The sequence below is a fragment of the Enterococcus sp. DIV1067f genome, from assembly GCF_050543505.1.
Classification (GTDB): domain Bacteria; phylum Bacillota; class Bacilli; order Lactobacillales; family Enterococcaceae; genus Enterococcus_D; species Enterococcus_D entomosocium.
The window spans coordinates 341,011-358,064 of the sequence record NZ_CP172940.1; the positions used below are offsets into that span (position 1 = coordinate 341,011).

Here is a 17,054-nt window from a genome sequence, read left to right on the forward strand (position 1 = left end):
CATGGAAGAGCAATTAACCAAAGAATCAAACGTTGCCCAAGAGTTGGCTGCTTTGCAAAAGCTTTTGTCTAATCATCCGATCGTTCAAGAATTTCAAGAAATTCAAGTACGAGCCTTGCAAAACCAAGGGCTACTGGAGTTGGAAGAAGCGCTGAAGCAAGCGCAAAAAGAAATCGTTCAATTTGAGCATTATGAGAAACCCGAAGCAAAAAAAGCTGCGGAGCAGCGTTATGCGTCATTGACAAACGAATACGAGCAGCACCCCTTAGTGGTTGCTTATCGCCAAGCGTTACTGCAAGCAGATGAATTGCTGCAATATGTCACGACGGAGATCCAAAAGAAAATGAATAAAGCCATCGAGGAGGATGAAACCAATGCCTCAAAAAACTAAAAATACCCCGATGATGGAACAGTATTTAAGCATCAAGGCTCAGTACCAAGATGCTTTTTTATTCTATCGTTTAGGAGATTTCTATGAATTATTTAATGAGGATGCTGTCAAGGCAGCACAAATTTTAGAACTGACGTTAACCAGCCGCAACAAAAATGCGGAGGAACCGATCCCTATGTGTGGGGTGCCTTACCACGCCGCCAGCAATTACATCGACACCTTGATCGAGCAAGGCTACAAAGTAGCGATTTGTGAGCAAGTGGAAGACCCAAAAACCACCAAAGGAATGGTCAAACGCGAAGTCGTTCAACTGATCACGCCGGGAACGGTGATGGACAGTAAAGGCCTATCCGCCAAAGAAAACAACTTTTTAACAGCTGTTTTGCAGCAAGGGGAGCGTTTTGGCTTTGCCTATGTCGATCTAAGTACCGGTGAATTAAAAGCAGCGCAATTGGAAGATGAAGAAGCCGTCGTCAATGAGGCCGCCGCTCTGCAAACGAAAGAAGTCGTTTTGTGCAGCGAGATTCCTGAATCATTGCAAACGATGCTGACCAATCGCTTGAATGTCGTGTTTTCTAAGCAAGAAACGTTGGAAGAAAATGCCGAATTTCAATTTTTAACGGAACCTCTCTCCCAAGGGTTAGAAAAAGTAGTCACAGGGAAATTGCTAAGTTATTTGGCGATTACCCAAAAACGCAGTTTAGCCCACATTCAGCAAGCCGTGGAATATCAGCCGGATCATGCCTTGAAAATGGATCATTATTCCAAATTCAACTTAGAATTGACGCAGTCGATTCGAACCGGAAAAAAACAAGGGACTCTTTTGTGGTTGCTGGACGAGACAAAGACCGCAATGGGGGGACGTTTGTTAAAGCAATGGTTGGATCGTCCCTTGATCCAGCCAAAGAAAATCACTGCCCGCCAAGAAATGGTCCAATCGTTACTGGACAGTTTCTTTGAGCGAGCGGATCTGCAAGAAGCGTTGACGAAAGTCTATGACATGGAACGCCTAGTCGGACGGGTCGCCTTCGGAAATGTCAATGGCCGCGATTTGCTGCAGTTGAAATCTTCTTTGGAGCAAGTGCCTTTGATCGCGCAATTGCTGCAGGGGATCAACCGTGGCGAGTGGAATGACTTGCTGCTGGAATTAACGCCTTTAGATGATTTGGTTGCACTGATCGAAGCGGCGATCGATGAAGATGCCCCGTTGCAGATCACAGAAGGCAACATCATCAAAGACGGGTTCCATCAACAATTAGATGAATACCGTACGGCGATGCGTAATGGCAAGCAATGGTTGGCGGAATTAGAAGCCAACGAACGTCAAGCGACGGGGGTCAAAAACCTGAAAGTTGGGTTCAACCGCGTCTTTGGCTATTACATTGAGATCACGAAAGCCAATCTAGTGAATTTAGATACCTCTCGCTACGAGCGCAAGCAAACCTTAGCCAATGCGGAACGCTTTATTTCACCCGAGTTGAAAAAACTGGAGACTTTGATTTTAGAAGCCGAAGAAAAATCGGTGGATTTGGAATATCGCCTCTTTCTTGACGTTCGTGAAGAAGTGAAAAAGAGTATCACACGTCTACAAAAGTTAGCCAAAGCCGTCAGTGCGGTCGATGTCTTACAAAGTTTCGCCACGGTTTCGGAACGCTACCAATACGTGCGGCCGACAGTAGCGAAAAAACGAGCAGTATCGATCATCGATGGCCGTCATCCTGTAGTGGAAAAAGTCCTTGGTCACCAAGAGTACATTCCAAATAGTATCGTGATGGATGAAGAAACAGAGATCCTGTTGATCACAGGACCAAATATGTCTGGGAAAAGTACGTACATGCGGCAGTTTGCCTTGCTAGTCATTATGGCGCAGATCGGCTGTTTCGTACCGGCAAAATCTGCAGAGATGCCGATTTTTGATCGGATCTTTACTCGCATCGGTGCCAGCGATGACCTGATCGCCGGTCAAAGTACGTTTATGGTAGAGATGATGGAAGCCAACCAAGCGCTGCGTCATGCAACACCTAACAGCTTGATTTTGTTTGATGAGTTAGGGCGTGGGACTGCGACCTATGATGGGATGGCATTGGCACAAGCCATCATTGAATATATCCACAAAGAAGTTCATGCCAAAACACTTTTCTCCACCCATTATCATGAGCTGACGGTTTTAGATGAGGAATTGGCACACTTACGCAATGTCCATGTCGGTGCCGTTGAAAAAGAAGGCGAAGTTGTCTTCTTGCATAAGATGATGGAAGGACCCGCAGATAAAAGCTATGGGATCCATGTAGCCAAAATCGCTGGACTGCCAAGTGCACTCTTACAGCGCGCAGCGACGATCCTAAAAGCGCTGGAAGAACATGAACCGACGGTACAGCCAAAACCAGTCGTCGAAGAAAGTCAGCAGTTGTCGTTGTTTAGTGAAGTATCTACGGAAGAAATCGGCGTCATCGATCAATTGAAGAAATTGAATCTGTTGGAAATGACCCCGATGGATGCTCTGAATACATTGTACGAGCTGCAAAAACGAATTTAGAAAGAAGGTCAGCAGATGGGAAAGATCCAAGAGCTATCCGAACGTCTGGCGAACCAAATCGCGGCAGGAGAAGTTGTTGAGAGGCCGGCTTCTGTCGTCAAAGAATTAGTTGAAAATGCCGTGGATGCCGGCAGTACCCAAATCGATATTTTTATTGAAGAAGCAGGCTTGCGTAAAATCCAAGTCATCGATAATGGCGAAGGAATTGCAGAAGAGGATGTCTTGACTGCCTTTAAACGCCACGCCACCAGTAAAATCCACAATCGAGATGACTTGTTTCGAATACGTACCCTCGGGTTTCGCGGGGAAGCTTTGCCTAGTATCGCTTCGGTTTCGATCCTCTCGATTGAAACGGCAGTCAAAGGTGCCCAACAAGGCTCCTTTGTGCGCTTAAAAGGCGGCGCTGTTGAAGAGCATCTGCCTGCCAACTTGCGACAAGGAACCAAGATCACTGTCGAAAACCTCTTTTACAATACACCGGCACGTTTGAAATATGTCAAGACGCTGCAAACGGAACTTGCGAACATCGGCGATATCGTCAATCGGATCGCCCTGAGCCATCCAGAAGTGGCTTTTCGCCTCGTTCATGAAGGCAATAAGATGTTGAGCACCACTGGAAGTGGGCAGTTAAAACAAACCATCGCCGGGATCTACGGAGTGGAAACGGCCAAAAAAATGATTGCGATCGATACTGAGGACCTCGACTTTAAAGTCACTGGCTTTGTGTCACTGCCAGAAGTCACCCGAGCCAGCCGCAACTATTTATCCACGATCATCAATGGTCGTTATATTCGCAACTTTGCTTTGAATAAAGCGATCGTAGCCGGTTACGGGTCAAAATTGATGGTCGGTCGTTTTCCATTAGCTGTCCTTGAAATCAAAATGGACCCCTTGCTAGTCGATGTCAATGTCCATCCGACTAAGCAAGAAGTTCGTTTGTCAAAAGAAGAAGAGCTAACGAAACTAATCAGTAAAGCCATCAATGAGGCGCTGCGGGAAATCAATTTGATTCCTAACGCGGCTGACAATCTGCGGTTTAAGAAAAAAGTTGCCGATCAGCCAAAAGCCCAGCAGCTTGGCTTGGAACTGGAGTCAGCAGGAAATTCGACTTCTGGGTTGTCTTATAATCGGGAAACCGGGAAATTTGAGGTTCAGGGCAGTACTTATCAACAGACTGTGGATAACTCTGTGGAAAAACCTGTGGAGGAAGGTGGAAAACTTCCAGAAATGCCACAGGAATCTAGCGAAAACCTGTTGGAAGAAACCGAGGAAACCTTTCGCAGTTTGGAAGAGACGCTGCCAAATAAGCCTGTCCGAAAACCATTTGTGGAAGATCAGATGGAAACAAAAGCGCCGCTGCTAGAAGCGCCAGCCTTTCTCTCGGAAGAGACGCCAGAGCTTACGGCGCAAGATCTGCAAAATCAAGCGACTCTTCACCCGGAAATACATGGGGATGACCGCAACTACCTGAAAACGGTCGAACGGTTGCTGGAAGAAGAACCAGCGAAGGAGCGTTTTCCCCAACTGGATTATTTTGGGCAGATGCATGGGACCTATTTGTTTGCCCAAAGCGAGGCGGGGCTATATATCGTCGACCAGCATGCGGCACAAGAACGAATCAAATATGAGTATTACCGCGAAAAAATCGGCGAAGTGACCAATGACCTGCAAGAGTTGTTAGTGCCGATCGTTTTGGATTATCCCAACAGCGATGCACTGCAATTACAAGAACAAAGTGACAAGCTGGTAGAAGTCGGGATCCATCTGGAATCTTTTGGGACCAATAGTTTCATCGTCCGAGCGCACCCGACGTGGTACCCTAGCGGTGAAGAAGAAGCCATCATCCGCGAAATGATCGATATGTTATTGACGACAGGAAGTGTCAGTGTCAAAAAGTTTCGTGAAGCAACCGCGATCATGATGAGCTGCAAACGATCCATCAAAGCCAATCATTATTTGAATGAAGCACAAGCCCGGATCTTGTTGCAAGATTTAGCGAAATGCGAGAATCCCTTCAACTGTCCCCATGGTCGCCCGGTGCTGATCCATTTCACCAACAGCGACATGGAGCGGATGTTCAAACGGATTCAAGATCCTCATCGAGCAAGGAGTGGCATGGAATGATTATTTTGGCTTCACAGTCGCCGCGACGCAAAGAATTATTAGCGGAGTTAGTCCCGGAATTTGCGGTCATACCAGCGGATATCGACGAGTCGGTCCGACCAAACGAAGCGGCGATCCCTTATGTCCAACGGATGGCAGCAGAAAAAGCGGCGGCTATTACGCAAGCATATCCTGAAGATCTGGTGATCGCGAGCGATACCACGGTCGTGGTGGATGAAGAAATCTTAGGAAAGCCAGCCGACCGTGAAGATGCTCGTTCGATGTTGCGAAAAATGAGCGGACGTGCCCATTGGGTGCATACCGCCGTCGTTTTGCAAAAAGGCGAACAGCTGCGCCAAGCAGTGGTTTCGGCGGAAGTTGTGTTTCGTTCCTTGACCGATCAAGAGATCGACAAGTATCTTGCCTTAGATGAGTACCAAGACAAAGCGGGCGCCTATGGGATCCAAGGGGCGGCCAAAGTATTTGTCTCATCGATAAACGGCGATTTTTATACAATTGTAGGGTTTCCTGTCACTACGGTCTATCAGTTGTTGCAAGAGTTTATGGAGGAGGAATAAGGATGGATGTTTCTGGTAGTTGTCTTTGCGGCAAAGTCACGATTGACTTGACTGGAGTTTCGAAAGAAATCACGGTTTGTCATTGTAGTCTCTGCCAGAAATTTCACGGCGGACCGATGTTTGCTCTTGCACCATGTTCTGAGAACCAGATGGCTCTTCAAGGAGCGAAGTGGCTGCGACGTTATGATTCTTCTAAGTGGGCACAACGAGGATTTTGCAGTCAATGTGGCTCGAGTCTGTTCTTTTACCTCAAAGAAGCACACACCTATTTTTTTGCGGCTGGATTATTTGGTAACATGCCAGAAGCTGTCTTAACCGAAGAAATCTATACAAAAGACCAACCGCAGTTTTACCATTTTGCGGAACCAACGACTCGTTGGCAAAAGCTGCAAAACCCTTAAACAATTTGAGCAAGTCATTTTACATTCGCTAAGAAAAAAGGCATGATAGAGCATACAGGATGAGTCTAGAGGAAAAGCAGGTGAAAAAATGACAGATAAAAAAGAATTAAAAGAAAAATTGTCATCGATCGAATATGCGGTGACCCAAGAAAATGCAACCGAACGCCCCTTTACTGGCGAGTATGATGATTTTTATGAAAAAGGGATCTATGTTGATATCGTCAACGGAGAACCATTGTTTGCTTCTACTGATAAATATGACGCCGGTTGTGGCTGGCCTTCCTTTTCGAAGCCGATCAGTCGCCAAGATATTCAAGAAAAAGCCGATTTTTCTCACGGTATGCATCGGGTAGAAGTCCGCAGCAAAGAAGCTGACTCTCATTTAGGACATGTTTTTTCAGACGGTCCTCAAGACAAAGGCGGTTTGCGCTATTGTATCAACTCGGCAGCATTGAAGTTCATCCCTTTAGCAGAAATGGATGAAAAAGGCTATGGCGAATTCAAATCACTCGTTGAGTAAGTATTAGGAACTGTGTGCGAAAAAAAAGATTCAGCAGCATGTCTCGTTTGAAAAAATGCGACTGAAACAACGGTTTTTCCTCCGTTTGTTTCCTGCTAAACCTTTTCCTTCGTTCACAGTCCTTTTTTTGCCCTCTCGTCTGTGCTACAATAAAGGGAACATATGTACAGAAAGGAAAGCACATGTACGAATATATCATAGGGAAAGTAACGGATATCTTTCCGGCGTATATCGTCGTTGAGACCCATGGCATCGGCTATCAGATCGCTTTTGGCAATCCGTATTCATTTAGCGGCAAGTTAAACCAAGAAGTAAAAATCTATCTGCACCAAGTGATTCGTGAAGATGCTCATAGTCTCTACGGCTTTGCCACGATCGAAGGCAAGCAGTTGTTTTTAAAATTGATCAGTGTCTCAGGTATTGGACCCAAGAGTGCGTTAGCAATCATGGCCAATGAAGACCATACAGGGTTGATCACGGCAGTCGAAAATGGGGACGTCAATTATTTGACTAAGTTCCCAGGTGTCGGTAAAAAGACGGCGCAGCAAATGATCCTAGACTTGAAAGGCAAAGTGGCTGAACTGGTTGGAGAAGAAGCGATCGTTCCTCTAAGCGTAGCAACGACTGCTTTAGATGAAGCAATGGAAGCCTTGAAAGCATTGGGTTATAGCGAAAAAGAAGTCAAGAAAGCCGAAAAACAATTAGCGGCGAATACGACAAAATCGACGGATGAGTACTTGCGGGAAGCTCTCCGATTGATGATGAAAAAGTAAGGAGCAAGTAGACGATGGATGAACGAATTGTTTCGCCAGAAAGCACAGAACAAGAAGAGATCATCGAAAAATCCTTGCGTCCGCAAACCCTTGCCCAATATATCGGACAAGACAAAGTCAAGCAGGAGCTTTCGATTTATATCCAAGCGGCGAAAAATCGAGAAGAAGCGTTGGATCATGTCCTCTTATATGGTCCGCCAGGCTTAGGGAAAACAACGATGGCAATGGTGATCGCCAACGAGATGCAGGTCCAAATCAAGACGACCAGCGGTCCTGCGATCGAAAAACCAGGGGATTTGATTGCGATCTTGAATGAGCTGCAGCCGGGGGATGTTCTGTTTATCGATGAGATCCATCGCTTGCCTCGTGTCGCCGAAGAAATGCTTTATTCGGCAATGGAAGATTTTTATGTGGATATCATGGTGGGGCAAGGGACAACGGCTCACCCAGTTCATTTTCCGCTCCCGCCATTTACCTTAGTCGGCGCAACGACGCGGGCGGGGATGCTCTCGGCGCCACTACGGGATCGTTTCGGGATCATTTCTCATATGCAATATTATGAAGACCATGATTTAAAAGAGATCGTGCAGCGGACTGCGTCCATCTTTGAAACGGATATCGTGGAAGAAGGGGCGATCGAAATCGCCCGTCGGTCACGAGGCACCCCGCGGATCGCCAACCGTTTGCTTAAACGAGTTCGCGATTATGCGCAAGTGCAAGCAGATGGGTTGATCGATCGCACCGTTGCCGATCAGGCATTGGCGCTTTTGGCAGTCGATCATGCTGGCTTGGATTATATCGATCAGAAATTGATCCGCACGATGATCGAATTGTACCAAGGCGGCCCGGTGGGATTAAGTACGATCGCTGTCAATATCGGGGAAGAAACCGAAACAGTGGAAGATATGTACGAACCGTTTTTGATCCAAAAAGGATTTTTGAAACGCACCTCGCGTGGGCGGATCGCAACACCGTTAGCCTATGACCATTTTGGCTATCCCCAAAGAAGTGAATAGAAGGAAGCAGCAATCAGCGATGATTGCTGCTTTTTTGCGCTTTTGGTGAAACGTTTCTTTTTATTTTTTAATGATTCCTGAGGATCAATAGATGTTGAAAAAATACATCATTTGTGAAATTTGATTAAAAGGAAGTGTTTGGAGAAATTATTTCTTATAAAAATGTTGATATAATAGCTTTTATGTTTGTGAGGAACTCAACGAAATTTGTGAAAAAAGAAAACCTGAAAAAAATAATTGGAAAGGCTTGCATTTTCGAATGGCAGCGGATATAATCTTTTTGTAGAAACGTTTCACCGAAGTGTGGAGATATACGTAGTGTTGCGAGGATAGAAAGAAGGAGATTTTGTGTATGAGTAAACTGCAAAAGTTTTATAGTCAACGGCAGCTTCACTGGATGGTTTTTCCCGGCGTGGCATTTATGATCGTATTTAATTATATTCCGATCTACGGAATTATAATCGCTTTCAAAAACTATACGGTGATTGACACGATTTCATCAGCACCATGGGTTGGGTTAGAGAATTTCCGTATCATTATGAATGACAGTTTTTTCTGGGAAGCAGTTAGAAATACGTTAGCCATCAGCTTATTGAAATTAGGATTAGGTTTTGCGATCCCGATTGTGTTAGCCATTATGATTTTTGAAATGCAAGATGGCCGCTTGAAGAAATTTATTCAAACGGTTTCATACATTCCCCATTTTTTCTCATGGATCGTGCTAGGTGGGATGATGATCTCTTGGCTGTCAACGAACGGCTTTATCAACCAAGTGTTGATGTCCGTAGGATTGATGGACAAAGGGGTCAATCATCTATTGGATCCAAGCAAATATTGGTGGATCGCGGTCCTTTCTGATCTATGGAAAGAAGTCGGCTGGGGAACGATTCTTTACTTGGCAGGTATGTCGCGGATCGATCCAACGTTTTATGAAGCCGCACGAATCGATGGTGCCAGCAAGCTAAGACAGATTCGTTCGATCACATTGCCATTACTGACACCGATCATCTCCTTAAACTTGATTCTGAATGTGAGCGGTATCTTAGGGTCAAACCTAGATCAAACATTAGTTTTGATGAATTCACAGAACCAAAACCGTTCAGAAGTTATCAACTCCTTTGTTTATAAAATGGGGTTGACGCAAGGTGATTTCTCTTATGCAACTGCTGTCGGCTTGGGGATCGCGGTCATTTCCGTCATCTTATTGGTGATCACGGATCGAGTGACCCGCAAGTTGAACAACGGCAATTCAGTTATCTTATAGGAGGAAAAAACATGATCAAAAGAAAAGCAAAAGAAAACACGTGGTTTTACTTCTTCAATACCGTGATCTTGATTTTATTCTCGTTAATGATCATTGTACCGATTTGGAATATCTTGGTTTCCTCCGTGTCTTCTAGTTCTGGATTAGCGGGCAACGGCCTCGTGTTATGGCCCAAAGGCTTTACCTGGGAAAACTATCGGAAAGTTTTTTCCGACGCAAGTATCCCCCGTGCCTTCTTGATCTCAGTGTTAAAAACGGTTCTTGGGGCTGCGACCCATACCTTGTTTTGTGCGATCGTGGCTTACGGATTGAGTAAATCACGCTTGGTTGGCCGCAACATTTATACAACGATGGGGGTCATCACCATGTACTTCAGTGGTGGGATGATTCCAACGTACTTGCTGATTCGCTCGCTAGGATTACTGGATTCTTTCTGGGTCTACATTATTCCAGCTTTGTTCAGCTATTATGATGTCGTGATTTTAATGAACTTTTTCCGTGAGATTCCGCCTTCACTCGAAGAATCGGCGAAGATCGACGGTGCAAGTGAATTCCAAATCTTTTATAAAATCTTCTTACCATTAACGAAACCGGCACTGGCAACCATCATCTTGTTCAACGGGGTTGGCCAATGGAACGATTTTATGACAACAAAACTGTATATCACAAAAGAGTATCTCTATCCGCTGCAAATGAAGATTTATGAAATCATCGTCCAATCCAACTTGAGTACGATGACTGAAAGCGGTAGTACCGACTTTATCGTCCAAGCAACGACCCGTGGGGTTCAGTTGGCTACGATCGTCATCACGACAGTGCCAATTTTAATTATATATCCATTGCTTCAAAAACACTTTATCGGCGGTATGATGGCCGGTGCAGTAAAAGAATAGAAAGAGGGATAGACATGAAAAAAGTAGTAGGCGGTTTATTGGCAGCATCAGCATTACTTAGCTTAGCAGCATGTGGCGGCAGCTCAGACAATGCCAGCAGTTCGGATTTTTCTATCAAAGATCGGTATGAGTTAGATGAAAAGACACCAGCATGGAAACTCGATACCAAAGAAGAACCAACCAAGATCACATGGTACATCAATTCAGACTGGACAGCTTTGCCATTTGGTGAAGATGTGACGACAGCCCAAATCAAAAAAGATTTGAACATTGATATTGAATTTATTTCAGGTGATGATTCGAAATTAAATGCTTTGATTTCAAGTGGTGATATGCCTGATATCGTGACGTTGATGGATAAAACCAGTCAAGCAGCCACAAAAGCTGATAGCTGGGCATACTCATTAAACGATTTAGCGGAACAATACGATCCGTATTTGATGAATGTCGTGACCGAAGATACCTTCAAATGGTTTGCTTTAGATGATGGCAAAACTTATGGCTATCCAAACTATTCCAACACAGCAGCGGACTACGAAAGCGGCAATATTCCCGTCAACGATAACTTTGTGATCCGTGAAGATGTCTATGAAGCATTGGGCAAACCAGATGTTTCGACTCCAGAAAACTATGTGAAAGTCATGAAAGAAATCAGCGAGAAATTCCCTGATTTGACACCAATGGGCTTCACAACGATCGGCGAAACAGCAGGACCATTCTTAGATAAATTGCAAGACTTCTTAGGTGTTCCGTTAGAAGATGAAGATGGTGCTTTCTACGATCGTAACTTAGATGAAGAATATATCTCATGGTTGAAAACCTTTAATCAAGTGTATCGTGACGGCAACATCAGTGATGACAGCTTTACCGATGACGGTCCAACCTATGATGAAAAAGTAAAACAAGGGGACTATGCAACGATCTTAGTCGCAGGAACGAGCGGACAAGGTGGGAACTTCACTGAATTCATGAAAAACTCTGACACGCGGTACATCGCAATCGACGGACCTGCCAGCACTTCTGGTCGTGAAGCAACCTTGAACCAAACAGGAATCTCTGGCTGGTTGATCAACTACATCACAAAAGATGCGGCGGATCCAGCAAAAGTAACCCAACTCTTCACGTACTTGATCGATGAACCAGGACAAATTTTGACAAAATTCGGTGTTGAAGGCGTGACGTATGAATACAACGATGAAGGCAAAATCGATTACTTGCCAGAAATCAAAGAAATGGAACAAACCGACAACGAAGGCTACAACAAAAAATATGGTATCAGCCGCTTCAACTACTTTAACAATGACCGTGTCAATGCACTGAAAGTCAAAACTGAAAATGCGTTGACTCAAATGCAAGAATGGGGCGAAGGCAAATTGTATCCACACTTTGTGATCGAAAATACGGATCCAGATGCCGGAACTGCAGAAGCACGTTCAAACACAGCCATCAAAACCAAAATCAACAGCACGATCATCTCATTGATTCGTTCAAAAGATGAAGGAACATTTGACAGCACACTAACCGACTTTGAAAGCTTCTTAGATTCAAACAACTGGGACGCAATCAAAGACATTAAAACTGAAAAAATGGCCGAAAACCGCGAACGACTAGAATAACCCCCATAGGAGAGGAAAGGAAGCCAAAAAAAGACCTTTCCTCTCCCTTTACTTTGAATCACTGCGATTGGCTCACGTAGTGAGACAGAGCAGATGATGAAAAGTACTAGGCGACCGCAGGGAGCGTAGTGTCCATACAAAGAAGCACTGCGATTGGCTCGCGTAGTGAGACATGCAAGCTGCACTTAGTGTGTTTTACTTAGTGCAACTGTAGGCGAAGCGAAAGCGGAGACGAGCAGATGATGAAAAGTACTAGGCGACTGTAAGGAGCGTAGTGACCAACCAAAGAAACACAGGTTTTGCGCGCACTTTGCGCAAAATTTGATGTTTCAAAGTACTAGGCGACTGCAGGGAGCGTAGTGTCCGTACAAAGAATCACTGCGATTGGCTCACGTAGTGAGACCTGCAACCCAGAAACCCGTACGTTGAGAAACGACCCAAAATCACAAGAAGGCAAGAAACAGGTTTACGCAGCACCCGCAGCACAAATCAGCAAGTTTTGATTGGAGGATCATAATGAATCGACTATTTTCTTATGAAGGATGGTACTATCGGGTCTTTGCTTTTCTAGCAGATATGATCATTGTTAGTTTTCTCTTTATGATTCCAGCAATGACGCTGATTCTCGCAGGGCCAGCATTGATCGCGCTGTATCAGACGATCGATCAATTGTACAAGGAACGAGATGTCCCGATTTGGCAACGATACAAGCAAGCATTCTTAAGCAACCTCAAACGTGGTCTCTTCTTAGAAGGTCTTGTTATTGCGTATGTCGCAGTCTTTGCCGGTTTGATCTATTCCTTGATGATGCTTACACCTTACTTTGGCGTTTTAGCCGTGATCCTCGTCAGCTTGGCTGCGCTGTATCTCGTCGTGTTCGTTCTCTTGTACAGCTTGTTTGCGCAATCATTGCAAGAAACAGCGAAAGAAACGGCGTATGCGGTTCTTAGCAGTACGGCGAATGCGATCATTTTACTGGTGATCCCAATCATTGTTTTTGTATTGTGCAGCAAAGTAAACCTATTCTTATTTGTTTGTTTAGGCATTTCAGGATCAGCCTTTGTACAGGTGTTGTTTTTCAATAAAGTATTAGCGAAGGGGGAAGAGACAAATGACTGAATCGACCGCAATTGATCGATCCTGCTTTTGGGCTTCGGTCCAACAAGAACTTGACGCCCTTCCGCTAGCCTTTGAAAGAACCAAACAAGCGCCTTTGCTGAAAGGGATCGATTGTTTTACGATTTCTTTTCAAAGTCTTGGTAATGAAACGATCTATGGGCATCTGCTGCTGCCAGAACAAGCGGCAGATTGTCCAATCGTGATTGATTTTTTAGGCTATATGAATCATATGCAAGAACCGTTCCAATTCGCTCATTGGTTACTGATCGGCTGCGGCTGTCTTGTCATCGACAATCGTGGACAAGGGGGACGCACGCAAGATCAAGTTCCTTATGAAACCACGCAGCATGAAGCACCTTTTGGACGCGGCATCTTGAAAAAAGAAGATTTTTATATGAAGCGATTGGTCGCAGATAGTTTGCGCACACTAGAAGTCCTTCAACAGATACCGGAAATCGATCCGCAGCGCATTATTTTAAGAGGCGGCTCACAAGGCGGCGGCATCGCCTTATTGGTCAACGCATTAACGAACGTCCCGATTTTTGCGACGTTTGCCGATGTGCCAAGCCACTCCAATCTTGTCCATCGGATCGAACAAAAAACAGGAAGTTACCATGTGATTCAAGAGTATATCGAACAATTTCCAGAAATGCGGGAAACGATCTATCAAGTCATGAGTTATTTTGATTTGAAGTATTTTGCTCATCAGATAACTGGTCCTGTTTATACATCGGTCGGCAGTGCTGATCCAATCTGTCCCATGGAAGATTTCTTCGTTTCCTATAAAAAGATTCCTGGACCGAAAGAATTGCGTATTTACTTAAATAAAGGGCATGGCGGCGGCGAAGCGAAACAAATCCGTCGTGAAATGCAGCAAATCAAAAAATTACTCAAAGGAAATGAATGAAGATGAAAGTAGCAACCTACAATCTACGAGTCGATACCGACTATGACCAAGAATGGCAATGGCACTATCGATCGGAGGCGGTTTGCTCCTTGATCGATTACTACGACTGGGATGTTCTGGCGATCCAAGAAGCTCGTCCCAGCCAATTTGCAGATTTAGCAAAGTTAGCGCAGTATGCTTCCGTCACGGCTGAACGAGATGGTGATGGCTTAGGCGAAGGCATTGGACTGTATTATCAAAAAGAGGCTTTCGAGTTATTAGCTTCAGGTTCGTTTTGGTTGTCATTGACACCGACTGAACCAAGTATTCATCCAGAAGCTGCGTATTCACGCTTATGTGTTTGGGCAGTCTTACAGGAAAAAAAGAATCCGCCGTTTCTTGTCATCACGACCCATTTAGATAATATTTCAGAAATGGCTCGTTTTGAAGGGATGAAAGTGATCTTTGAGCAGCTGGCAGATCAAATCGAACGCTATCCTGTATTGCTGATGGGCGACTTGAATGCGGAGCCAACCGAGCGGGTGCATCGGTACTTAGAGCAACATTTTCAAAATGCCAAAGAACATGGACAGAAGCCCCATCACGGGCCAAAAGGCTCCTATCAAAATTTTATTTATACGTTACCATGGCAAGAACTAGAAGAAATTGATTATATCTATACGAAAGGCTTCACGGTGGTCAAAACCGCCTGTCTAACGGATTCTTGTGATCGTCGTTTTCCCTCCGATCATTTTCCTTTAGAAGCAGAAGTCCAATTTGAAGAAAGCAAAGGATGAATAAAAATGGAACAGCAGAAATTAACCGAACTACTTTCAGAAATGACCTTAGATGAAAAAATCGATCAGTTGCTGCAACTGGCAGCGGCTTTTTATTCAGATAAAGCAGAAGAGAAAACCGGCCCAATGGGCGACTTAGGACTGACACAAGAGAACATCAACAATGCGGGAACAACGCTAGGTGTTTCTGGTGCAAAAGAAGCGATCCGCGTCCAAAAAGAGTATATCGAAAATAACCGCTTGAATATCCCAACGATATTGATGGCGGACATCATTCACGGCTTTCGGACGATTTTTCCGATTCCATTAGGATTAGGTAGTTCATGGGATTTGGCAGCAGCGGAGAAGATGGCGGAAGTATCTGCCAAAGAAGCAGCTGTTTCTGGCTTGCATGTGACCTTTTCACCGATGGTGGACTTAGTAAGAGACCCACGTTGGGGCCGTGTCATGGAATCGACGGGGGAAGATCCTTACTTGAACAGTCGCTTCGCTGAAGCCTTTGTCAAAGGCTATCAAGGGGATGATCTGCGAACAGATTTCAACCGCGTGGCTGCGTGTGTCAAACATTTTGCGGCTTACGGTGCGGCTATCGGCGGTCGCGATTACAACACGGTCAATATGTCAGAACGCCAACTGCGAGAAAGTTATTTACCGGGCTATAAAGCGGCCCTTGATGCCGGTGCCAAACTGGTGATGACCTCCTTCAATACGGTGGACGGTATTCCAGCAACAGCCAATCGCTGGCTTTTCCGCGATGTTTTGCGAGAAGAATTCGGGTTTGAAGGCGTTGTGATCTCTGACTGGGCAGCAATCAAAGAAGTGATCGCCCATGGCGCAGCGGAAGATGAAAAACACGCCGCTGAATTAGCCATCAAAGCTGGGGTCGATATCGAGATGATGACGACTTGCTACACTGATAACTTGAAAGAGCTGATCGCAGAAGGCACTGTTGAGGAAGCCTTAGTCGATGAAGCCGTGCTAAGAATCTTGACCTTGAAAAATGAACTAGGTCTATTTGAAAATCCATACCGCGGTGCTGATGAAGCCGCTGAAGCAGCCACTGTTCTGTCTCAAGAACACCGAGAGATCGCCAGAGATATCGCAAAGAAATCAATGGTGTTGTTGAAAAATGAAGGTGTCCTGCCGTTGCAGAAAACCGAAAAAGTGGCGATTGTGGGCCCGGGTGCTCACTCCCGTGATCTATTAGGTGCTTGGTCTTGGCAAGGGAAACAAGAAGAAGTGGTGACGTTAGTGGCGGGGGCTCAATCCTTGGGTGCGGATCTGTTGATCGGTCAAGAGCCCTTTGATTATTTTGCGCCGTCTGAAGCAGCGATCCAAGAAGCGATCGAATTAGTGAAAGAAGCGGATAAAGTTGTCTTAGCGCTAGGAGAGCAAGAATGGATGAGCGGTGAAGCTGCCAGTCGCAGCGACATTCGCTTGCCGCAAGCCCAATTGTCCTTGGTTGAAACCTTGAAAGAATACAACGAGCAATTGATCGTAACCCTTTATAACGGTCGTCCTCTTGACTTGCAAGGGGTTGATGCAGCCAAAGCGATCGTCGAGGCTTGGTTCCCTGGAACCGAAGGCGGAAACGCACTTGCTCAGATCTTGTGGGGAGAATACAATCCAAGCGGCCGCTTGAGTATGTCATTCCCGGAAACCGTTGGACAAGTCCCTGTGTATTACAACGTTGACAATACCGGTCGTCCATATGAAAGTGCACCGGATGAAAAATATGTCTCAAAATATTTGGATGTCTCCAATTATGCCAAATATCCATTTGGCTTCGGCTTGAGCTATAGCCCAGTTGCGTATTCTACGGTGACGTTGGATCAGCCGACCATGACCAAAGATCAAACAGTCACGGCATCCATCACTGTTACGAACCAAGGAACAGCAGCGGTCTGGGAAACGGTCCAATGCTACATTCGCGATTTAGTCGGTGAAGTGGTTCGCCCAGTGAAAGAACTGAAAGGCTTTAAGAAAATTTGGCTAGAAGCTGGCGAATCAGCCACCGTTCAATTTGAGATCACGGAAGAACTGCTGCGCTATGTTCACAGCAACCAACAAGCAAGCAGTGATCCAGGGAAATTCCACATCATGATTGGTGGGAACAGCCGAGACACCCAACAAACAACCCTGCAATTAGTTAGGTAAGATA

16 protein-coding genes are annotated in these 17,054 nt (G+C 45.2%); all 16 read left to right on the forward strand.

From position 1 onward, the window contains the following. Window position 1: 1 nt before the first annotated feature. On the forward strand, window positions 2-391 hold the full coding sequence (locus IGJ42_RS01645) for a YlbF family regulator (RefSeq protein ID WP_008376299.1): 390 nt from the start codon (window positions 2-4) through the stop codon (window positions 389-391). After that, window positions 375-2,927, forward strand: a complete 2,553-nt coding sequence (mutS, locus tag IGJ42_RS01650; protein ID WP_429946980.1) for a DNA mismatch repair protein MutS — start codon at window positions 375-377, stop codon at window positions 2,925-2,927. The genes IGJ42_RS01645 and mutS overlap by 17 nt, the downstream gene beginning before the upstream one ends. Before the next feature lie 15 nt (window positions 2,928-2,942). Further along, on the forward strand, window positions 2,943-5,051 hold the full coding sequence (gene mutL, locus IGJ42_RS01655; RefSeq protein ID WP_429946981.1) for a DNA mismatch repair endonuclease MutL: 2,109 nt from the start codon (window positions 2,943-2,945) through the stop codon (window positions 5,049-5,051). Next, entirely contained in the window at window positions 5,048-5,608 is a 561-nt protein-coding gene (locus IGJ42_RS01660; RefSeq protein ID WP_429946982.1) for a Maf family protein, read from the forward strand. The genes mutL and IGJ42_RS01660 overlap by 4 nt, the downstream gene beginning before the upstream one ends. Window positions 5,609-5,610: 2 nt before the next feature. After that, window positions 5,611-6,009: a GFA family protein gene (locus tag IGJ42_RS01665; RefSeq protein WP_005232409.1), complete on the forward strand. Its 399-nt coding sequence runs from the start codon at window positions 5,611-5,613 to the stop codon at window positions 6,007-6,009. Between the two features lie 88 nt (window positions 6,010-6,097). After that, entirely contained in the window at window positions 6,098-6,529 is a 432-nt protein-coding gene (msrB, locus tag IGJ42_RS01670; protein ID WP_061053658.1) for a peptide-methionine (R)-S-oxide reductase MsrB, read from the forward strand. Between the two features lie 182 nt (window positions 6,530-6,711). Further along, window positions 6,712-7,302 carry a Holliday junction branch migration protein RuvA gene (ruvA, locus tag IGJ42_RS01675; protein ID WP_005232405.1) on the forward strand — a complete coding sequence of 197 codons (591 nt, stop codon included), beginning with the start codon at window positions 6,712-6,714 and terminating at the stop codon, window positions 7,300-7,302. 14 nt (window positions 7,303-7,316) lie between these two features. Continuing rightward, window positions 7,317-8,318, forward strand: coding sequence for a Holliday junction branch migration DNA helicase RuvB (ruvB, locus tag IGJ42_RS01680; protein ID WP_005227171.1), 1,002 nt, complete (start codon window positions 7,317-7,319; stop codon window positions 8,316-8,318). Window positions 8,319-8,670: 352 nt separating this feature from the next. After that, entirely contained in the window at window positions 8,671-9,582 is a 912-nt protein-coding gene (locus IGJ42_RS01685) for an ABC transporter permease (RefSeq protein WP_005232388.1), read from the forward strand. A gap of 11 nt (window positions 9,583-9,593) precedes the next feature. Continuing rightward, window positions 9,594-10,475 (forward strand): carbohydrate ABC transporter permease, encoded by an 882-nt coding sequence (locus IGJ42_RS01690; protein WP_005227173.1) that lies wholly within the window; start codon window positions 9,594-9,596, stop codon window positions 10,473-10,475. A gap of 14 nt (window positions 10,476-10,489) precedes the next feature. Then, complete coding sequence (locus IGJ42_RS01695) at window positions 10,490-12,091, forward strand: sugar ABC transporter substrate-binding protein (protein WP_008376282.1); 1,602 nt, start codon at window positions 10,490-10,492, stop codon at window positions 12,089-12,091. Window positions 12,092-12,450: 359 nt separating this feature from the next. Then, a complete protein-coding gene (locus IGJ42_RS01700; RefSeq protein WP_016619626.1) occupies window positions 12,451-12,594 on the forward strand; it encodes a hypothetical protein in 144 nt (47 codons plus the stop codon). A 13-nt stretch (window positions 12,595-12,607) separates the two neighbouring features. Then, window positions 12,608-13,210, forward strand: a complete 603-nt coding sequence (locus IGJ42_RS01705; RefSeq protein ID WP_005232377.1) for a DUF624 domain-containing protein — start codon at window positions 12,608-12,610, stop codon at window positions 13,208-13,210. Next, window positions 13,203-14,117, forward strand: coding sequence for an acetylxylan esterase (locus IGJ42_RS01710; protein WP_429946983.1), 915 nt, complete (start codon window positions 13,203-13,205; stop codon window positions 14,115-14,117). The genes IGJ42_RS01705 and IGJ42_RS01710 overlap by 8 nt, the downstream gene beginning before the upstream one ends. Further along, window positions 14,114-14,893: an endonuclease/exonuclease/phosphatase family protein gene (locus IGJ42_RS01715; protein ID WP_005232373.1), complete on the forward strand. Its 780-nt coding sequence runs from the start codon at window positions 14,114-14,116 to the stop codon at window positions 14,891-14,893. Before IGJ42_RS01710 ends, IGJ42_RS01715 begins: the two co-directional genes overlap by 4 nt. 6 nt (window positions 14,894-14,899) lie before the next feature. After that, on the forward strand, window positions 14,900-17,050 hold the full coding sequence (locus IGJ42_RS01720; protein WP_086316814.1) for a glycoside hydrolase family 3 N-terminal domain-containing protein: 2,151 nt from the start codon (window positions 14,900-14,902) through the stop codon (window positions 17,048-17,050). Window positions 17,051-17,054: the final 4 nt, after the last annotated feature.

Excerpts from the sequence above, each read along its gene's own strand:
- IGJ42_RS01645 (WP_008376299.1), top strand. The coding sequence starts at position 2 with ATGGAAGAGCAATTAACCAAAGAATCAAACGTTGCCCAAGAGTTGGCT.
- mutS (WP_429946980.1), top strand. The coding sequence starts at position 375 with ATGCCTCAAAAAACTAAAAATACCCCGATGATGGAACAGTATTTAAGC.
- mutL (WP_429946981.1), top strand. The coding sequence starts at position 2,943 with ATGGGAAAGATCCAAGAGCTATCCGAACGTCTGGCGAACCAAATCGCG.
- IGJ42_RS01660 (WP_429946982.1), top strand. The coding sequence starts at position 5,048 with ATGATTATTTTGGCTTCACAGTCGCCGCGACGCAAAGAATTATTAGCG.
- IGJ42_RS01665 (WP_005232409.1), top strand. The coding sequence starts at position 5,611 with ATGGATGTTTCTGGTAGTTGTCTTTGCGGCAAAGTCACGATTGACTTG.
- msrB (WP_061053658.1), top strand. The coding sequence starts at position 6,098 with ATGACAGATAAAAAAGAATTAAAAGAAAAATTGTCATCGATCGAATAT.
- ruvA (WP_005232405.1), top strand. The coding sequence starts at position 6,712 with ATGTACGAATATATCATAGGGAAAGTAACGGATATCTTTCCGGCGTAT.
- ruvB (WP_005227171.1), top strand. The coding sequence starts at position 7,317 with ATGGATGAACGAATTGTTTCGCCAGAAAGCACAGAACAAGAAGAGATC.
- IGJ42_RS01685 (WP_005232388.1), top strand. The coding sequence starts at position 8,671 with ATGAGTAAACTGCAAAAGTTTTATAGTCAACGGCAGCTTCACTGGATG.
- IGJ42_RS01690 (WP_005227173.1), top strand. The coding sequence starts at position 9,594 with ATGATCAAAAGAAAAGCAAAAGAAAACACGTGGTTTTACTTCTTCAAT.
- IGJ42_RS01695 (WP_008376282.1), top strand. The coding sequence starts at position 10,490 with ATGAAAAAAGTAGTAGGCGGTTTATTGGCAGCATCAGCATTACTTAGC.
- IGJ42_RS01705 (WP_005232377.1), top strand. The coding sequence starts at position 12,608 with ATGAATCGACTATTTTCTTATGAAGGATGGTACTATCGGGTCTTTGCT.
- IGJ42_RS01710 (WP_429946983.1), top strand. The coding sequence starts at position 13,203 with ATGACTGAATCGACCGCAATTGATCGATCCTGCTTTTGGGCTTCGGTC.
- IGJ42_RS01715 (WP_005232373.1), top strand. The coding sequence starts at position 14,114 with ATGAAGATGAAAGTAGCAACCTACAATCTACGAGTCGATACCGACTAT.
- IGJ42_RS01720 (WP_086316814.1), top strand. The coding sequence starts at position 14,900 with ATGGAACAGCAGAAATTAACCGAACTACTTTCAGAAATGACCTTAGAT.